Origin of the sequence: Streptomyces sp. NPDC058691 (assembly GCF_042714775.1) — a bacterium.
In the GTDB taxonomy this organism is placed as follows: domain Bacteria; phylum Actinomycetota; class Actinomycetes; order Streptomycetales; family Streptomycetaceae; genus Actinacidiphila.
The window spans coordinates 76,066-92,809 of the sequence record NZ_JBHXSO010000024.1 but is presented as its reverse complement, the minus strand read 5'-3'; the positions used below and the strand labels follow the sequence as shown (position 1 = coordinate 92,809).

The window sequence follows — 16,744 nt, the reverse complement described above, 5'->3', positions numbered from 1 at the left end:
CCGGAGGAGCATGACGGCGGGATGTCCGCGGCGTGCGCAAAGATGGGTCCGATGTCTGCTGCCCTTGACGAACCCCTCGCGAAATCCGTCGGCGGCCGCACCGCAAAGGTGTTCGCCGACCACCTCGACCTGCACACGGTCGGGGACCTGCTGCATCACTACCCGCGCCGCTACGCCGAGCGCGGTGAGCTGACGCGCCTGTCGGACCTGCCGCTCGACGAGCACGTGACGGTCGTCGCGCGCGTGGCGAAGGCGACGAAGAAGACCTACGGCCCGGGGAAGGCACGCCTGGAGGTGGTCGTCACCGACGGCGGCGGCTCGTTGACGCTGGTGTTCTTCGGCCGGGGGGTGTTCAAGCCGGAGCAGGATCTCGTGCCGGGCCGGCGCGGCATGTTCGCGGGCAAGGTGTCGGTGTTCAACCGGACGCTGCAGCTGGCGCACCCGGAGTACCAGTTGCTGGACGCCGAGGACGGCGAGGCGGCCGTGGACGCCTTCGCGGGCCGGCTGATGCCGATCTATCCGGCGTGCAAGCAGGTCAATTCGTGGACGATCGCGAAGACCGTGGACACGGTGCTGACCTCGCTGGGGGCGACGCGGTGGGCCGGGACGGGGGAGCCGCTGCCGGGCGCGTTGCGCGAGGCGCGGGGGCTGGTCGCGTTGCCGGAGGCGTTGGAGAAGATCCACCGGCCGCGGACGAAGGCGGACATCGCCGTCGCCAAGGACCGCCTGAAGTGGGACGAGGCGTTCGTGCTGCAGGTGGCTCTCGCGCGGCGCCGGGCCGCGGAGTCGGCGTTGCCGGCCGTGCCGCGGGTGCCGGCGGAGGACGGGCTGCTGAAGGCGTTCGACGCGCGGCTGCCGTTCACGCTCACCGAGGGCCAGGAGGCCGTGTCGGCGGAGATCTTCGCGGACCTGGCGACGGATCATCCGATGCACCGCCTGCTCCAGGGCGAGGTCGGTTCGGGCAAGACGATGGTGGCGTTGCGCGCGATGCTCGGGGTCGTCGACGCGGGTGGCCAGGCCGCGATGCTGGCGCCGACGGAGGTGCTGGCGCAACAGCACCACCGGTCGATCACGGAGATGATGGGCGACCTCGCCGAGGCCGGTCTGCTGGGCGGTTCCGAGCTGGGCACGAAGGTGGTGCTGCTGACCGGTTCCATGGGGGCCGCCGCGCGCCGCCAGGCGCTGCTGGACCTGGTGACGGGAGAGGCCGGCGTCGTCGTGGGGACCCACGCGCTGATCGAGGACAAGGTGCAGTTCCACGACCTGGGCCTGGTCGTGGTGGACGAGCAGCACCGTTTCGGGGTCGAGCAGCGCGACGCGCTGCGGGGCAAGGCCAAGCAGCCGCCGCACCTGCTGGTGATGACGGCGACGCCGATCCCGCGCACGGTCGCGATGACGGTCTTCGGCGACCTGGAGACCTCCGTGCTGGACCAGTTGCCGGCCGGACGTTCGCCGATCGCGACGCATGTCGTGCCGGCCAAGGACAAACCGCACTTCCTGTCGCGCGCCTGGGAGCGGGTGCGCGAGGAGGTGGAGAACGGTCACCAGGCGTACGTGGTGTGCCCGCGCATCGGTGACGAGGAGCCCGATCCCAAGAAGAAGTCCGCGGAGGACGAGGCGGAGCGGCGGCCGCCGCTGGCGGTGCTGGAGATCGCCGAGCAGCTTCTGAAGGGTCCGCTCGCGGGCCTGCGGGTCGAGGTGCTGCACGGCAGGATGCATCCGGACGCCAAGGACGACGTGATGCGCCGCTTCTCCGCCGGCGAGGTGGACGTGCTCGTCGCGACCACCGTCATCGAGGTCGGCGTCAACGTCCCCAACGCGACCGGCATGGTGATCATGGATGCCGACCGCTTCGGCGTCTCGCAGCTGCACCAGTTGCGCGGCCGGGTCGGCCGCGGCTCCGCGCCGGGGCTGTGCCTCCTGGTGAGCGAGATGCCGGAGGCGAGTCCGGCCCGGGCCCGGCTGGACGCCGTGGCCGGGACGCTGGACGGCTTCGAGCTGTCCCGGATCGACCTGGAGCAGCGCCGGGAGGGCGACGTGCTCGGGCAGGCGCAGTCCGGGACCCGGTCCTCGCTGCGGATGCTCACCGTCATCGACGACGAGGACGTGATCGAGGCCGCCCGCGAGGAGGCCGTCGCGCTGGTCGCCGAGGACCCCGAACTGACCGGGCAGCCCGATCTGCGCAGCGCGCTGGAGAGCCTGGTCGACGCGGACCGGGAGCAGTACCTCGACAAGGGCTGACGACCCGTCAGTGTCAGACCCCCCTGGGAGAATGGACACAGTCCGCGCCGATCCGCTCGGGAATAGGCGTAGTTGGACCCTTGGGGGCTGAATTCATGTCGTTCCGTCATCTCAACGAACTGCCGCTCGGTGAGAAGGTCTTCCGGATCGAGCTCTCCAGCGACGACGACAGCACCGTGACCCTGTCCCTGGCCGGCTGGTCGGAGGACGATCCGGACACCCTCCTCGCCTCCGGCACGCTCGCCCTGCCGCTGGCCGACGTCCCGTCCCTGCGTATGGCCCTCAACCGCGCGCTGCGCGCGCTCGCCCTCGTGGCCGACGTGGCCGAGCCCATCCCGGACCGAGACGTGCTGCGGGAGCTGTTCCCTGGGCACGGCGCGCCCTGGGTGCCGCAGCACGAGGAGGAACTGGTCCGCCGGTTCCACGACGGCGACTCCGTCGCCCGGATAGCCGCCCGCTTCGGCCGCACTCCCGACTCCCTGCGGACGAAGCTGCGCGAACTCGGCCACGACCCGCGCCGCCCCGAGTACTGCCCGCCCGACGGCTGCCTGTCCTGGTCGCGCTACGCCTCGCCGGCGCTGGTGGGTTCGCCCTCGCCGGACGCCGGGGGCGAGCAGCGCCGGGACTGACCTACGTATCGTGGGGGAGCGGTGCCCAAGGGTGCCGCTCCGCCCGCCCACGAGACGAATGAGCCGCAGATGACTCGCGTGATCGCCGGAGCCGCCGGTGGCCGCCGCCTGGCCGTACCGCCGGGCAACGGCACCCGCCCCACCTCTGACCGGGCCAAGGAGGGGCTGTTCTCCACCTGGGAGTCGCTGCGCGGCACCCTGACGGGCGCGCGGGTGATCGACCTCTTCGGCGGTTCGGGCGCCGTCGGCCTGGAGGCGCTGTCCCGCGGGGCCGAACATGTGCTGCTCGTCGAGGCCGATCCGCGGGCCGCCCGCGTCATCCGGGACAACGTGCGCACCCTCGGAATGCCCGGGGCCGAGGTGCGGGCCGGCAAGGCCGAGAAGGTGATCGCCGGGCCGGCCCCGCAGGATCCGTACGACGTGGTCTTCCTGGACCCGCCGTACGCCGTCACCGACGACGAGCTGCGAGAGATTCTGCTCACACTCCGTACGCAGGGGTGGCTCGAAGCCGACGCGGTCGCCACCGTGGAACGAAGCACCCGAGGCGGGGAATTCCGCTGGCCCGAGGGCTTCGAAGGGCTGCGGGCCCGCCGCTACGGCGAAGGGACGCTTTGGTACGGTCGCGCCGCCGACGTCACTGAGGCGTCATGAACCCACCGCAGAGCCCGCAGAGCGAGGAGTCACCGTTGCGCCGCGCCGTCTGTCCGGGATCCTTCGATCCCGTCACCAATGGACACCTCGACATCATCGCCCGTGCCTCCCGTCTCTATGACGAGGTCTATGTGGCCGTGATGATCAACAAGTCCAAGAAGGGGCTGTTCTCGATCGAGGAGCGCATCGCCCTCATCGAGGAGGTCGCCGCCGACTACGGGAACATCCGTGTGGAGGCCTTCCACGGACTGCTGGTCGACTTCTGCAAGCAGCGCGACATCCCGGCCATCGTCAAGGGCCTGCGCGCGGTCAGCGACTTCGACTACGAGCTGCAGATGGCCCAGATGAACAACGGGCTGTCCGGTGTGGAGACGCTCTTCGTGCCCACCAACCCCACCTACAGCTTCCTGTCCTCCAGTCTCGTCAAGGAGGTGGCGCAATGGGGCGGTGACGTCGCCCACTTGCTGCCCCCCGTCGTGCTGGAGGCCCTCAAGAAGAAGCTCGCGCAGCAGTAGAGTCTGTGACGTGGACGTCCAGATGAAGCTCGATGAGATCGTGGCCGCCGTCGAGGCCGCCCGGTCCATGCCGATGTCGGCCTCCTGCGTGGTCAACCGTGCCGAGCTGCTCGCCATGCTCGAAGACGTGCGGGCCGCGCTGCCGGACTCGCTCTCCCAGGCCCAGCAGCTGCTGGGCGGCCGGGAGCAGATGGTCGAGGAGGCCCGCGCGGAGGCCGGCCGGATCCTCCAGGCCGCGCACGCCGAGCGCGGTTCGCTGATCTCCGACACCGAGATCGCCCGGCGGTCCCAGCAGGAGGCCGAGCGCATCGTCACCGAGGCGCAGCGCGAGGCCGCCGAGATCCGGGCCGAGGCCGACGACTACGTGGACAGCAAGCTGGCCAACTTCGAGGTCGTCCTCACCAAGACCATCGGCTCGGTCGACCGCGGCCGCGAGAAGCTGCTCGGCCACGGCCACGGCCCCGCGCTGGACGAGAACGGCTACCCGTACGAGGACGACGACGCGCCCGAGCGCAGCGCCGACCCCGAGACGCTGCGCCGCCGCGCCGACGACTACGTGGACGCCAAGCTGGGCGCCTTCGAGGCGGTGCTGAGCAAGACCCTGGACGCGGTCGGCCGCGGCCGTCTGAAGCTCACCGGCCACCGCCCGATCGACGAGCTGGGCGCCCACCTGGCGTCCCACGACGCCGGCGACTCCGAGGGCCACGACCCCGGCCAGTCGGACGCCGACTACCTGGCGGGCCTGGCCGCCCCCGCGGTACCCGGGGAGTACCAGTACGACGCGAACACGGGTCAGCAGCCCGCCTACGGCTACCAGCAGCCCGACCCGTACCAGCAGCAACAGCAACAGCAGCAGCCGGACCCGTACCAGCAGCAGGCCCAGTACGCCGACCCCTACGCGGCCCAGCCGCAGCAGCAGGCGTACTACGACCCGAACTACGGCTGGCAGCAGCCGCAGCAGCCCCAGGGCGGCTACGAGCAGCAGCAGTACATCCCGCAGCAACAGCACCAGCAGCCCCAGGGCGCGGCGCTGGACGAGACCAGCTTCTTCGACACCAGCATGATCGACCTGAACCGCCTGCGGGAGCTGGAGCAGGAGCGCGGTTTGGGCTGAGCCCGGGGGACCGGTATCCTGATCCCTCAGCCGTGTGATCCCCGGCGCTTTGGCGTGCCCGCCCGTCTCCCGGACGAACGGGCACCGAACCGATGAAAGCAGGAGCTCTGAACACCCGCCTCGACCACCGCAACCCGCTCGTGTTCGACACGCACGAGCTGGGCCGTTGTCCTGGTGCGATGAAGAAGGTCTCCCGCACGGTTCCGGCGCCGAAGGATCTCGGCATCGAGGTCATCGGCGTCCGCGAGGGCGCGGAGATCACGCTGGACCTCCGCCTGGAGTCGGTGATGGAGGGGGTGCTCGTCACGGGCACCGCCCACGCACCGCTCTCGGGGGAGTGCGTAAGGTGTCTGGAGCCGGTCGAGCGCGAGCTCGACACGGAATTCCAGGAGCTGTACTCCTACCCCGACGCCGACACCCGGACCGGTGGGCACCACGGTGCCGCCGACGCCGGTGACGACGCGGAGGAGGAGGACACTCACCTCCTCGAGGGCGACCTGTTCGACCTCGAGCCCGTGCTGCGGGACGCGGTGGTTCTCGAACTGCCGCTGCAGCCGGTGTGCCAGGACGACTGTCCCGGTCTGTGCTCCGAGTGCGGGGCACGGCTGGCGGACGACCCGGACCACCGTCACGAGGCCACCGACATCCGTTGGGCGGCCCTGCAGAACATTCAGCTGAGCGGTGCCGACGAGGGCGCCGACGAGAACCAGGAGAAGTAGCCGTGGCTGTTCCGAAGCGGAAGATGTCGCGCAGCAACACGCGCCACCGCCGTTCGCAGTGGAAGGCTGCGCCCGTGAGCCTGGTGGCGTGCGAGCGCTGCCACGAGCCGAAGCAGCAGCACATCGCGTGCCCGAGCTGCGGCACTTACAACCGTCGTCAGGTCCTCGAGGTCTGATCGGCGGGTGAGGGGCCTCATGTCGGACGGAACAACGTCGACAGACGCCGGTATGGCAGCCTCGTCCCCCGCGGTTCTGGAAGGGCGGCTCGGGTACACACTCGAACCCGCCCTTCTGGTACGTGCGCTGACCCACCGCTCGTACGCGTACGAGAACGGCGGTCTGCCCACCAACGAGCGGCTGGAGTTCCTCGGGGACTCCGTGCTCGGCCTGGTGGTCACCGACACCCTCTACCGCGGCCACCCGGATCTCCCGGAGGGCACGCTCGCGAAACTGCGGGCCGCGGTGGTCAACTCACGCGCGCTGGCCGACGTCGGCCGCGGCCTGGACCTGGGCAGCTTCGTCCGCCTGGGCCGGGGCGAGGAGGGCACGGGCGGCAGGGACAAGGCGTCGATTCTGGCGGACACGCTGGAAGCGGTGATCGGGGCGGTCTATCTGGACCAGGGTCTGGATGCCGCATCCGAGCTGGTCCACCGGCTCTTCGATCCACTGATCGAGAAGTCGTCCAACCTCGGTGCGGGCCTGGACTGGAAGACCAGCCTCCAGGAACTGACCGCGGGCGAGGGCCTCGGCGTCCCGGAGTACGTGGTCACCGAGACCGGACCCGACCACGAGAAGACCTTCACGGCTGCCGCCCGCGTCGGTGGTGTCGAGCACGGCACCGGCACCGGCCGCAGCAAGAAGGAAGCCGAGCAGCAGGCCGCCGAGGCCGCATGGCGTGCCATTCGCGCCAAGCGGGACGCCAACAAACCGGCCGCTTCCTCAACCCGGTCGCGCCCGCCCGCCCCGCCCCAGGCCGCCGGGGGGGGCCCTTCCGGTTCTTCCGGACGGGAGAACCGGACCCCGCTGAGAGGAGCCCACGCTGTGCCCGAGCTGCCCGAGGTCGAGGTGGTGCGGCGCGGTCTGGAGCGCTGGGTCAGCGGCCGCACCGTCGCCGACGCGGAGGTTCTGCACCCCCGCGCCGTCCGCCGCCACCTCGCCGGAGCCGAGGACTTCGCGGCCCGGCTGAAGGGCATGACACTCGGCCCGGCGCGGCGCCGCGGCAAGTACCTCTGGGTGCCGTTCCAGGACTCCTCGCTCACGCTCCTCGGCCACCTCGGCATGAGCGGGCAGCTGCTCGTCCAGCCGCAGGACGCGCCGGCCGAGACGCATCTGCGCATCCGCGTGGGCTTCGACGACACGCTCGGCACCGAACTGCGCTTCGTCGACCAGCGCACCTTCGGCGGCCTGTCACTCCACGAGGCGGTCCCCGGCGATCCGGAGGGGATCCCCGTGCCCCTGTCGCACATCGCCAGGGACCCGCTCGACGCCGCCTTCGACGACGCCGCCTTCCACACGGCGCTGCGCCGGCGCCGCACCACGATCAAACGCGCGCTGCTGGACCAGTCCCTGGTCAGCGGCGTCGGCAACATCTACGCCGACGAGGCGCTCTGGCGCACCAAACTGCACTACGAGCGCCCCACCGCCACTCTCACCCGGCCGCTGACCGACGAGCTGCTCACCCACATCCGCGAGGTGATGAGCGACGCCCTCGCGGCCGGCGGCACGAGTTTCGACAGCCTGTACGTCAATGTCAACGGCGAGTCCGGCTACTTCGACCGCTCCCTGGACGCGTACGGCCGCGAGGACGAGCCCTGCCGCCGCTGCGGCACACCGATCCGCCGCCGGCCGTGGATGAACCGATCGAGCTACTTCTGCCCCCGCTGCCAGCGCCCGCCGCGCCCCGTGCCCGCCCGCTCGTCGTAGCCGCGCCGCGCCACGCACTGAACCCCTGGTTCGCGCTTCCCGGGCGCAGCGCGAACGCCGCGCGTCCCGGACGCCTGACGGCGAGCGGCGCGGTGCTCAGTGGCCCCAGTTCCGAAGACTGAGGCTGCGGAACTGCCTCACCTGGGCGGACGCTGACCTGCAGCAGCGCGGTCTCGTCACCGCCGTTCCCCGTGGGTCCCCGTTCGGGGCCGCCTCACGCGGCACGGCTGTGGCACGCTCGATCCCCTCAATGCGGCAAGGCGCCGTGGCACTGTCACCACCCCATGCCCTTGGCGGCTTCCTCCTGCGTGCAGGGGTTGTCTGTGGCCCGTACTAGCGTGCCCGCAGAGTCCCGTCGATGTCTGTACGCCATGAGGAGCCACGATGCCCGGCGATACACCCGAGTTGCCCGCGAAGGATCTGCGTAGCCTGATACCGGAGTACGCGGAGCTTGCCAGGGAGACCGTTCTCCTCAACCCCGAGCCCGGCGACCCAGGCGTGCGGGAGAGTTCGCTGGGAGGCGAGTTGCTGTGGCCCGCGGACGAGCCGTGGCCGTACTGCGCACAGGAAGGTCACTGGACGTCCGGGTCCGGTTGGGGCAACAACCCTACCGACCCAGGCGCCGTGCCGATGGTGCCGATCCTCCAGCTGTTCGCCCGTGATGTCCCGGGATTGGAGTTCCCGGAGGGGAAGGATCTGCTCCAGCTGGTGTGGTGCGCGCTCATACACGAGCGGGATCCCGGGCCGGTGATGCCGCAGCTGTACTGGCGCAACGAGGCGGAGGTCGTGGCCGGAGGGCTGCTGTCCGAGCCCCCCGAGGTGAGCGAGGGGGAGTACGACGAGGACAACATGCCGGAACCGTCCACGCTGTCCCCGATGGTCGCGGAGGACTTTCCGAGGTGGCTTGATCTGCCCAAGGACATGGAGGAGACCTGGGAACGTCGTCTCCGGTTGTCGACGGGCGACGCCGAGTGGCCACCCGACTCCAACCTCATCGGAACGAAGGTCGGTGGCTGGCCCGCCTGGACGCAGCCTGCCGACTGGCCGGACTGCGAGAGCGGACACCGCATGGAGCACCTTCTGACCATCACCGACGACATACAGTTGGGCGACTGCGGCGGCGTCTACTTCTTCCATTGCCGCCAGTGCCCCGGTCTCCCCTGGGACTGGCGCTTCGACTGCCACTGACAGCTGAGGTCGGTGGAGCGGTTTGGCCGGTGGCCTGCCCGGGCTGGGGTCGAGCATGATTCGGGGGCCGAAAGCTTGCTGGCCACTCGGGCAGGCTCGTCCCCTGCCCGCAACGGGTCCGAGTGGCCCCCTGGTCTTGCCGATCGTGTCCGGGCGCGTCATGACGCCGGCGTTGGCGAAGCGGCCTTCCTCGGGGTACTCGACCTCGGTCCCGCCGGTGACGTCGAGCGGTTCGTAGGAGATGGACGACTGGATGGGCGACGGCCGCTGTCGATCGCGTATTCGGCTTCACGTCTGGGACCGACGACGGCCCGGTGACGGCCCAAGCCGTCTGACAGGTCTGTGACCTGCGGCTTTCTCAGTAGCCGAAGTCCTGGGTCCACCAGGGGCCGCCGTCGCCGAAGACCGCGCCGACGCCGAGGGTCTTGAAGTCGCAGTTGAGGATGTTGGCGCGGTGGCCGTCGCTGTTCATCCAGGCGGTCATGACCTCCTCAGCGGTGGCCTGGCCGCGGGCTATGTTCTCGCCGCCGAGGTCCTTCACGCCGGCCTGCGCGGCGCGGTCCCAGGGGTCGTCGCCGTCGGGGTCGGTGTGGTCGAAGAAGGCGCGGGCCGCCATGTCGGCGCTGAAGTCCGAGGCGAGCGCGTCGAGCTGCTCGTCGTCGGTGACCGGCTGGCAGCCCGCGGTGGCGCGCTGCTGGTTGACCAGGGCGAGGACGGCGGCCTCTGCTGCGCTCTCGGAGCCGGTCTCGGCGGCCGGGGGAGTGGCCGCCGGGGTGGTCGGCGCCACCGATGCGGGGGCCGAGGTCTGCGGGGCCGCGGGGGCGGTGGTGGTGGCCGTGCGGCTGGGCGTGGGGGCGGACGGCGTGGGCGACGCGCTGGTCGGGGGGGCGGACGGCGCCGTCGTTCTCGGCGGGGTCGCGCGGGCGTCGCCGCGGCTGGCCGGCTCGGAGGGACGGTCCGCGGGGATGGTGCCCACGTCCTGCGGGCTGCTGCTGTTCGGCACCCCGGCGGCCTGGATCTGACCGGGCCCGTTGTCGTGGTACGAGATCCCGCCCGAGCCGTCGGGCGACGGCAGCAGGCCGCTGGAGACGCCGATCGCGCCCACGGCGAGCGCCGCGGAGGAGGCCAGCAGGCCGGTGCGTACGGGGTTGCTCTTGCGTCGCCGTGCGTTGCTGCGGTGGCCGCGGGGGCGCGGCGCCTCTGCGACTGGCGCCGGCTCAAAGGCATTACGGCTGTGGCGGCCCATCCGGTGCAGTCCTTCACGTCGACGACGGCGTTCACCCGTTCGGGTGAGTCCTGTTGCGGCGTGACTGTACCGAAACATTGGCGGGGCAGGTGTGAACCCTGTGCAACTGGCGGGTTAGCGTGCTTCCGTGAACGAGACTGTCCGCCTCACCGCATGGGTCCGCGGCCGTGTTCACCAGGTCGGTTTCCGCTGGTGGACGCGGGCCAGCGCGCTGGAGATCGGCAACCTGGCCGGCTATGTGAGCAATCTCTCGGACGGCAGGGTCCAGGTCGTGGCCGAGGGGGACCGTATGCTGTGCGACCGATTGCTGCACTCGCTGCGCGAAGGCGACACGCCCGGACGCGTCGACGGCGTCACCGAGATCTGGGGAGAGCCGCGCGGCGGCTACGAGGGTTTCGCGATCCGCTGAGAACCCCCCGGTCCACGCGGCGCCCATCCCCGTCCGTCCTCGCAGGTGGGACGGATTCCAAAGATCAATGGCAATCGCACTTGGCAAGAGCGTCAAGGAGGTTGCCATTTCCCACAGTGCGTGGAAGGCTGCCGACATCGAGGATTCGGTGATCTTCCGGGAGCATTGTCCGGACCATTCCTCCACCCCACGCGGGACGCCTCCGGTGCCGGTACGCACCGTGAATTCTTAGGCGCACCCGACGGCCGGGCTGTGATCGTGTTGACCGTCAAACTATTTGGTGAGACGCTGGAAGCCCCGCGCACCGGGGCTGTATGCATGGCGAAGGGCAGTCTCGGCGCACACGGCGCGGGTGTCTCCAAACCCCTCACTCACGACCCACACCGCTCAACGGTCGGTCACTCAGCGTGGAGGACCATCCATCATGGCAAAGGCGCTTCTCGGTTACGTCGGCGGACCCGACCCGCGACTTCTCTCCGAGATGCGAAGGCTGCAGCAGCGCGTCCAGGACCTGGAAACCGAGCTTGTACGGATTCAGGCCGAGAACGACGCGCTTGCCAACGCTTCGCGCGAGCTCGTCGACGTACCTCACCCGGAGCCTGTTCTCGCTTGATCCGGCCTTTCGGCCGCTCAGTGGAAACGACCCCGATTGGGAATGTGCAAGGGACGCCCCGGCGTCCCTTCGTCGTTTTGCCGCCCCCTCACCCTCCATGATCTCCGCCCTCACGTTCCATGTGCCCCCGGCATTCCTCGGCGAAACCGGGACCGGGAGGTAGAGTCCCACGGCGTGCACCTCAAGAGCCTGACCCTGCGCGGGTTCAAGTCATTCGCCTCGGCGACGACCCTGCGGTTCGAACCCGGAATCACCTGTGTCGTCGGACCGAACGGTTCCGGCAAGTCCAATGTCGTGGACGCACTGTCCTGGGTCATGGGCGAACAGGGCGCGAAGTCACTGCGCGGCGGCAAGATGGAAGACGTGATCTTCGCCGGCACGACCGGCCGTCCGCCGCTCGGCCGTGCCGAGGTGTCGCTGACCATCGACAACAGCGACGGCGCCCTGCCGATCGACTACGCCGAGGTCACCATCACGCGGATCATGTTCCGCAACGGTGGCAGCGAATACCAGATCAACGGCGACACGTGCCGGCTGCTCGACATCCAGGAACTCCTCTCGGATTCCGGTATCGGCCGCGAAATGCACGTCATCGTCGGCCAGGGGCAGCTGGATTCGGTGCTGCACGCCGATCCGATGGGGCGCCGCGCCTTCATCGAGGAGGCCGCCGGAGTTCTGAAGCACCGTAAGCGCAAGGAAAAGGCGCTGCGCAAGCTGGACTCGATGCAGGCCAACCTCGCCCGGGTGCAGGACCTCACCGGGGAACTGCGCCGTCAGTTGAAGCCGCTGGGCCGGCAGGCCCAGGTGGCCCGGCGGGCCGCGGTCATCCAGGCCGACCTGCGTGACGCGCGTCTGCGCCTGCTCGCCGACGACCTCGTCACCCTCCGGGAGGCGCTGCGCACCGAGGTCGCCGACGAAGCGGCCCTCAAGGAGCGGCGCGACACCGTCGAGACGGAACTGGCCGCCGCGATCCAGCGGGAGACCCGGCTGGAGGAGCAGGTGCGGGCACTGGCCCCGCGCCTCGCCGACGCCCAGGCCACCTGGTACGGGCTGTCGCAGCTCGCCGAGCGGGTGCGCGGCACCATCGGTCTGGCCGAGCAACGGGTGCGCCACGCCACGGCGCAGCAGCCCGAGGAGCGGCGCGGCCGCGACCCGGAGGACATGGAACGCGAGGCCGCCCGCATCCGCGAGCAGGAGGCCGAACTCACCGAGGCCCTGGAGGCCGCGCAGCGCGCCCTGGACGACACCGTCCACCACCGGGCCGAACTCGAACGCCGCCTCGCCGAGGAGGACAAGGCCCTCAAGGCGGCCGCCCGGGCGATCGCCGACCGCCGCGAGGGACTGGCCCGGCTGCAGGGCCAGGTCAACGCCGCCCGCTCCAGGGCCGGCTCGGCCGAGGCCGAGATCGGGCGGCTGGCCGCCGCCCGCGACGAGGCCCGTGAGCGCGCGGAGTCCGCGCAGGAGGAGTACGAGGAACTCCGCGCCCGGGTCGAGGACCTGGACGCCGACGACACGGAACTGGACGAACGCCTGGACGCCGCGAAGGCCGAGCAGGCCGCCGCCGACGAGGCACACTCCGCCGCCCGCGAGGCCGCGACCGCCGCGGAACGTCAGCGGGCGGCCCTGGCGGCCCGTCATGACGCCCTGGCCATGGGGCTGCGGCGCAAGGACGGCACCGGCGCGCTGCTGGCCGCCGGCGACCGCCTGGCCGGCCTGCTCGGTCCCGCCGCCGAACTGCTCACTGTCGCCCCCGGGCACGAGGTCCCGGTCGCCGCCGCGCTGGGCGCCGCCGCGGACGCCGTCGCCGTCTCAGGCCCCTCGTCCGCCGCGGAGGCGCTGCGCCTGCTGCGCAAGGACGACGCCGGACGGGCGGCGCTGCTCGTGGCGGGCGACGCCGGGCCCGCGGCGGGCGCTCCCGACCTTCCCGCGGGGAGCCGTTCGGCGGCCTCGCTGGTCGCGGGGCCCGACTCGCTGCTGCCCGCCGTGCGGCGCCTGCTGCGGGACTACGTCGTCGTGGACACCCTCGCCGACGCCGAGACCCTGGTGTCCGGCCACCCCGCGCTGATCGCCGTCACCGGCGAAGGCGACGTCCTGGGCGCCCACTTCGCGCACGGCGGCTCGGCCGGCGCGCCGAGTCTGCTGGAGGTCCAGGCCGCCGTGGACGAGGCGGCGGCGGAGCTGGAGTCGCTCGCCGTGCGCTGCGCGGAACTCGCCGAGGCGCAGGGCCTGGCGAAGGAGCGCAGAAGCGCTGCCGCCCGTCTGGTCGACGAACTCACCCAGCGGCGCCGCGCGGCCGAGAAGGAGAAGTCCGCCGTCGCCCAGCAGTTGGGCCGGCTCGGCGGGCAGGCCCGGGCCGCGGCCGGGGAGGCGGAGCGTTCGGCCGCCGCGGTGGGACGCGCCGAGGAGTCGATGGCCGCCGCCATAGAGGAGTTCGAGGAGCTGTCGTTCCGTCTCAGCGAGGCGGAGGCCGCGCCCGCAGAGGAGGAGCCCGACACCTCGGTGCGCGACCGGCTCGCCGCCGACGGCGCCAACGCCCGGCAGACGGAGATGGAGGCGCGGCTCCAGGTCCGCACGCACGAGGAGCGCGTCAAGGGCCTCGCCGGCCGCGCCGACGGCCTGGACCGGGCCGCCCGCGCCGAGCGGGAGGCACGGGCGCGCGCGGAACGGCGGAAGGCGCGGCTGGCGTACGAGGCGCAGGTCGCGTCCGCGGTGCTGAAGGGCGCACACGGCCTGCTCGCGTACGTACAGGTCTCGCTCGCCCGCGCCGAGGCGGAGCGGGCGGCGGCCGAGCGGGCCAAGGCGGAGCGCGAGGCGGAGCTGGACACCGAACGCCGCACGGGGCGGGAGCTGAAGTCGGAGCTGGACCGGCTGACCGACTCCGTGCACAAGGGCGAGGTGCTGGGCGCCGAGAAGCGGATGCGCATCGAGCAGATGGAGGCCAAGGCGCTGGAGGAGCACGGCGTCGAGCCGGCCGGGCTGATCGCCGAGTACGGCCCCGACCAGCTCGTGCCGCCGTCGCCGCCCGCCGAGGGCGAGGTGCTGCCGGAGGACCCGGAGCATCCGCGCAACATGCCCCGCGCCTACCACCGAGGCGAGCAGGAGAAGCGCCTGAAGGCGGCGGAGCGCTCGTACCAGCAGCTGGGCAAGGTCAACCCGCTGGCGCTGGAGGAGTTCGCGGCGCTGGAGGAGCGGCACAAGTTCCTGTCCGAGCAGCTGGAGGACCTCCGCAAGACCCGCGCGGACCTGCTGCAGGTCGTCAAGGAGGTCGACGAGCGCGTCGAGCAGGTCTTCACCTCCGCCTACAACGACACGGCGCGCGAGTTCGAGGGCGTCTTCTCCCGGCTCTTCCCGGGCGGCGACGGCCGGCTGATCCTCACCGATCCGGAGAACATGCTGACCACGGGCGTGGATGTGGAGGCGCGGCCGCCGGGCAAGAAGGTCAAGCGCCTGTCGCTGCTGTCCGGTGGCGAGCGCTCGCTGACCGCTGTGGCGCTCCTGGTGTCGATCTTCAAGGCGCGGCCCAGCCCGTTCTACGTGATGGACGAGGTCGAGGCGGCCCTGGACGACACCAACCTCCAGCGGCTGATCCGCATCATGCGGGAGCTCCAGGAGAGCTCGCAGCTGATCGTGATCACACACCAGAAGCGCACCATGGAGGTGGCGGACGCGCTGTACGGCGTCTCCATGCAGGGCGACGGCGTCTCGAAGGTGATCAGCCAGCGCCTGAAGGCGTGAGGCCGTTTGGGTTCAACCTATGAATAATCGCAGGGCGCAGGAAGCTGTGGCCTTCCATTGTGCGGCAAAAATGTGTGTTTTGACTTTGAAGCTTGAATGATTAGGGTCGGCGATGTCGTCTTAGCGTTCGAGTGATGGTGACTCTGGGGGAGTCCCGGCACTCGTAGCTCATGCCCCCCACCTGTGGGCTCAACGCAGAGTCCGGGAGATTCACCAGTGACCACCACCACACACAAGGCCGGAGCGGCAGGCCATGCCGACCTCGGCCATGTCGTCTTCATCACCGCGGCCGCCGCGATGGGCGGCTTCCTCTTCGGTTACGACAGCTCCGTCATCAACGGCGCCGTCGAGGGCATCCGCGGGAAGTACGACATCGGCTCCGCCGCACTCGCCCAGGTCGTCGCGATCGCGCTGATCGGCTGCGCCATCGGCGCCGCCACCGCGGGCCGGATCGCCGACCGCATCGGCCGCATCCGCGTGATGCGGATCGCCGCGGCGCTCTTCACCGTCAGTGCCATCGGCTCCGCGCTGCCCTTCGCCCTGTGGGACCTGGCGGTCTGGCGGATCATCGGCGGCTTCGCCATCGGCATGGCCTCGGTCATCGGCCCCGCCTACATCGCGGAGGTCGCCCCCGCCGCCTACCGCGGCCGGCTCGGCTCGTTCCAGCAGGCCGCGATCGTCATCGGCATCGCGATCTCCCAGCTCGTCAACTGGGGCATCCTGCAGGCCGCCGACGGCGACCAGCGCGGCCACGTGCTGGGTGTCGAGGCCTGGCAGCTCATGCTCGGCGTCATGGTCGTGCCCGCCGTCCTGTACGGCGTGCTGTCCTTCGCGATCCCCGAGTCGCCCCGCTTCCTGATCTCCGCCGGCCGTCTCACGGACGCCAAGGAGGTGCTGCGCGACGTCGAGGGCGAGGGTGTCGACGCCGACGCCCGCGTCGCCGAGATCCGCTCCCACATGAGCAGCGAGCACCGGTCCACGTTCAAGGACCTGCTGGGCGGCCGCTTCGGCTTCGCCCCGATCGTGTGGATCGGCATCGGGCTGTCGGTGTTCCAGCAGCTCGTCGGCATCAACGTGATCTTCTACTACTCCGCCACCCTGTGGCAGTCCGTCGGCATCGACCCGAGCAGCTCGTTCCTGTACTCGTTCACCACGTCGATCATCAACATCATCGGCACCGTGATCGCGATGGTCTTCGTCGACCGGATCGGCCGCAAGCCGCTGGCGCTCATCGGCTCGGCGGGCATGGCGGTCTCCCTGGGCCTGGTGGCCTGGGCCTTCTCCCACAAGACCGGCAGCGGCGGCCACATCACCCTGCCGGGTGCCGAGGGCGCGGTGGCGCTGGTCGGCGCGCATGCCTTCGTGCTGTTCTTCGCCCTGTCGTGGGGCGTCGTGGTCTGGGTCTTCCTCGGCGAGATGTTCCCGAACCGCATCAGGGCCGCGGCCCTCGGAGTCGCCGCGTCGGCGCAGTGGATCGCCAACTGGGTGATCACCGCCAGCTTCCCGAGCCTGTCCGACTGGAACCTGTCGCTGACGTACGTGATCTACACGGCCTTCGCGCTCCTGTCGATCCCCTTCGTGCTCAAGTTCGTGCCCGAGACGAAGGGCAAGACCCTGGAGGAGATGGGGTAGTCCCCACAGCCCCCGCTGCCCTCGCTCCCGCGATGGCGCCGCCCCCCGGTCCGCTCCGGACCGGGGGCGGCGGCATAGGTTCACTGACAGGACGTCAGGTGAGCGGACTTGGGAACCCGCGCCCGGGTG

Annotated in this window: 14 protein-coding genes and 1 pseudogene; 14 read left to right on the top strand and 1 reads right to left on the bottom strand. The window is 70.9% G+C overall.

The features are described from left to right. The first annotated feature begins 42 nt into the window (after positions 1 to 42). The 10 genes and pseudogenes from recG (at position 43) to ACFWVC_RS18905 (ending at position 8,980) form a co-directional block, all read left to right on the top strand. Positions 43 to 2,241: an ATP-dependent DNA helicase RecG gene (gene recG, locus ACFWVC_RS18950; protein ID WP_384286724.1), complete on the top strand. Its 2,199-nt coding sequence runs from the start codon at positions 43 to 45 to the stop codon at positions 2,239 to 2,241. Positions 2,242 to 2,336: 95 nt separating this feature from the next. Then, positions 2,337 to 2,870, top strand: a complete 534-nt coding sequence (locus ACFWVC_RS18945) for a hypothetical protein (protein ID WP_384286722.1) — start codon at positions 2,337 to 2,339, stop codon at positions 2,868 to 2,870. A gap of 69 nt (positions 2,871 to 2,939) precedes the next feature. Continuing rightward, positions 2,940 to 3,521 carry a 16S rRNA (guanine(966)-N(2))-methyltransferase RsmD gene (gene rsmD, locus ACFWVC_RS18940; RefSeq protein ID WP_384286720.1) on the top strand — a complete coding sequence of 194 codons (582 nt, stop codon included), beginning with the start codon at positions 2,940 to 2,942 and terminating at the stop codon, positions 3,519 to 3,521. A gap of 35 nt (positions 3,522 to 3,556) precedes the next feature. Continuing rightward, complete coding sequence (coaD, locus tag ACFWVC_RS18935) at positions 3,557 to 4,036, top strand: pantetheine-phosphate adenylyltransferase (RefSeq protein WP_384286816.1); 480 nt, start codon at positions 3,557 to 3,559, stop codon at positions 4,034 to 4,036. Between the two features lie 10 nt (positions 4,037 to 4,046). After that, positions 4,047 to 5,150: an ATP synthase F0 subunit B gene (locus tag ACFWVC_RS18930; protein ID WP_384286718.1), complete on the top strand. Its 1,104-nt coding sequence runs from the start codon at positions 4,047 to 4,049 to the stop codon at positions 5,148 to 5,150. Between the two features lie 92 nt (positions 5,151 to 5,242). After that, the gene (locus tag ACFWVC_RS18925) at positions 5,243 to 5,869 is read left to right on the top strand and encodes a YceD family protein (protein ID WP_384286715.1); all 627 of its coding nucleotides are present in this window, start codon (positions 5,243 to 5,245) and stop codon (positions 5,867 to 5,869) included. Between the two features lie 2 nt (positions 5,870 to 5,871). Then, positions 5,872 to 6,045, top strand: coding sequence for a 50S ribosomal protein L32 (rpmF, locus tag ACFWVC_RS18920; RefSeq protein WP_026251550.1), 174 nt, complete (start codon positions 5,872 to 5,874; stop codon positions 6,043 to 6,045). 19 nt (positions 6,046 to 6,064) lie between these two features. Continuing rightward, positions 6,065 to 6,757, top strand: a pseudogene (gene rnc / locus ACFWVC_RS18915) (ribonuclease III); the annotation flags it as partial. 153 nt (positions 6,758 to 6,910) lie between these two features. Next, positions 6,911 to 7,792, top strand: a complete 882-nt coding sequence (gene mutM / locus ACFWVC_RS18910; protein ID WP_384286814.1) for a bifunctional DNA-formamidopyrimidine glycosylase/DNA-(apurinic or apyrimidinic site) lyase — start codon at positions 6,911 to 6,913, stop codon at positions 7,790 to 7,792. 384 nt (positions 7,793 to 8,176) lie between these two features. Continuing rightward, complete coding sequence (locus ACFWVC_RS18905) at positions 8,177 to 8,980, top strand: DUF1963 domain-containing protein (protein WP_384286712.1); 804 nt, start codon at positions 8,177 to 8,179, stop codon at positions 8,978 to 8,980. Between the two features lie 358 nt (positions 8,981 to 9,338). On the opposite strand, the gene ACFWVC_RS18900 is transcribed toward ACFWVC_RS18905, so the two are convergent. Further along, positions 9,339 to 10,226 (bottom strand): CAP domain-containing protein, encoded by an 888-nt coding sequence (locus ACFWVC_RS18900; protein ID WP_384286711.1) that lies wholly within the window; start codon positions 10,224 to 10,226, stop codon positions 9,339 to 9,341. 127 nt (positions 10,227 to 10,353) lie between these two features. On the opposite strand from ACFWVC_RS18900, the gene ACFWVC_RS18895 reads away from it, so the two are divergent. The 4 genes from ACFWVC_RS18895 to ACFWVC_RS18880 all read left to right on the top strand — a co-directional run bounded on the left by ACFWVC_RS18895 (position 10,354) and on the right by ACFWVC_RS18880 (position 16,615). Beyond that, a complete protein-coding gene (locus tag ACFWVC_RS18895) occupies positions 10,354 to 10,635 on the top strand; it encodes an acylphosphatase (RefSeq protein ID WP_360911152.1) in 282 nt (93 codons plus the stop codon). Positions 10,636 to 11,059: 424 nt separating this feature from the next. Continuing rightward, positions 11,060 to 11,248: a hypothetical protein gene (locus ACFWVC_RS18890; protein WP_319659739.1), complete on the top strand. Its 189-nt coding sequence runs from the start codon at positions 11,060 to 11,062 to the stop codon at positions 11,246 to 11,248. Positions 11,249 to 11,422: 174 nt separating this feature from the next. Continuing rightward, positions 11,423 to 14,983 carry a chromosome segregation protein SMC gene (smc, locus tag ACFWVC_RS18885; RefSeq protein ID WP_384286709.1) on the top strand — a complete coding sequence of 1,187 codons (3,561 nt, stop codon included), beginning with the start codon at positions 11,423 to 11,425 and terminating at the stop codon, positions 14,981 to 14,983. Positions 14,984 to 15,199: 216 nt separating this feature from the next. After that, positions 15,200 to 16,615 (top strand): sugar porter family MFS transporter, encoded by a 1,416-nt coding sequence (locus ACFWVC_RS18880; protein WP_384286707.1) that lies wholly within the window; start codon positions 15,200 to 15,202, stop codon positions 16,613 to 16,615. The last annotated feature ends 129 nt before the right edge of the window (positions 16,616 to 16,744 follow it).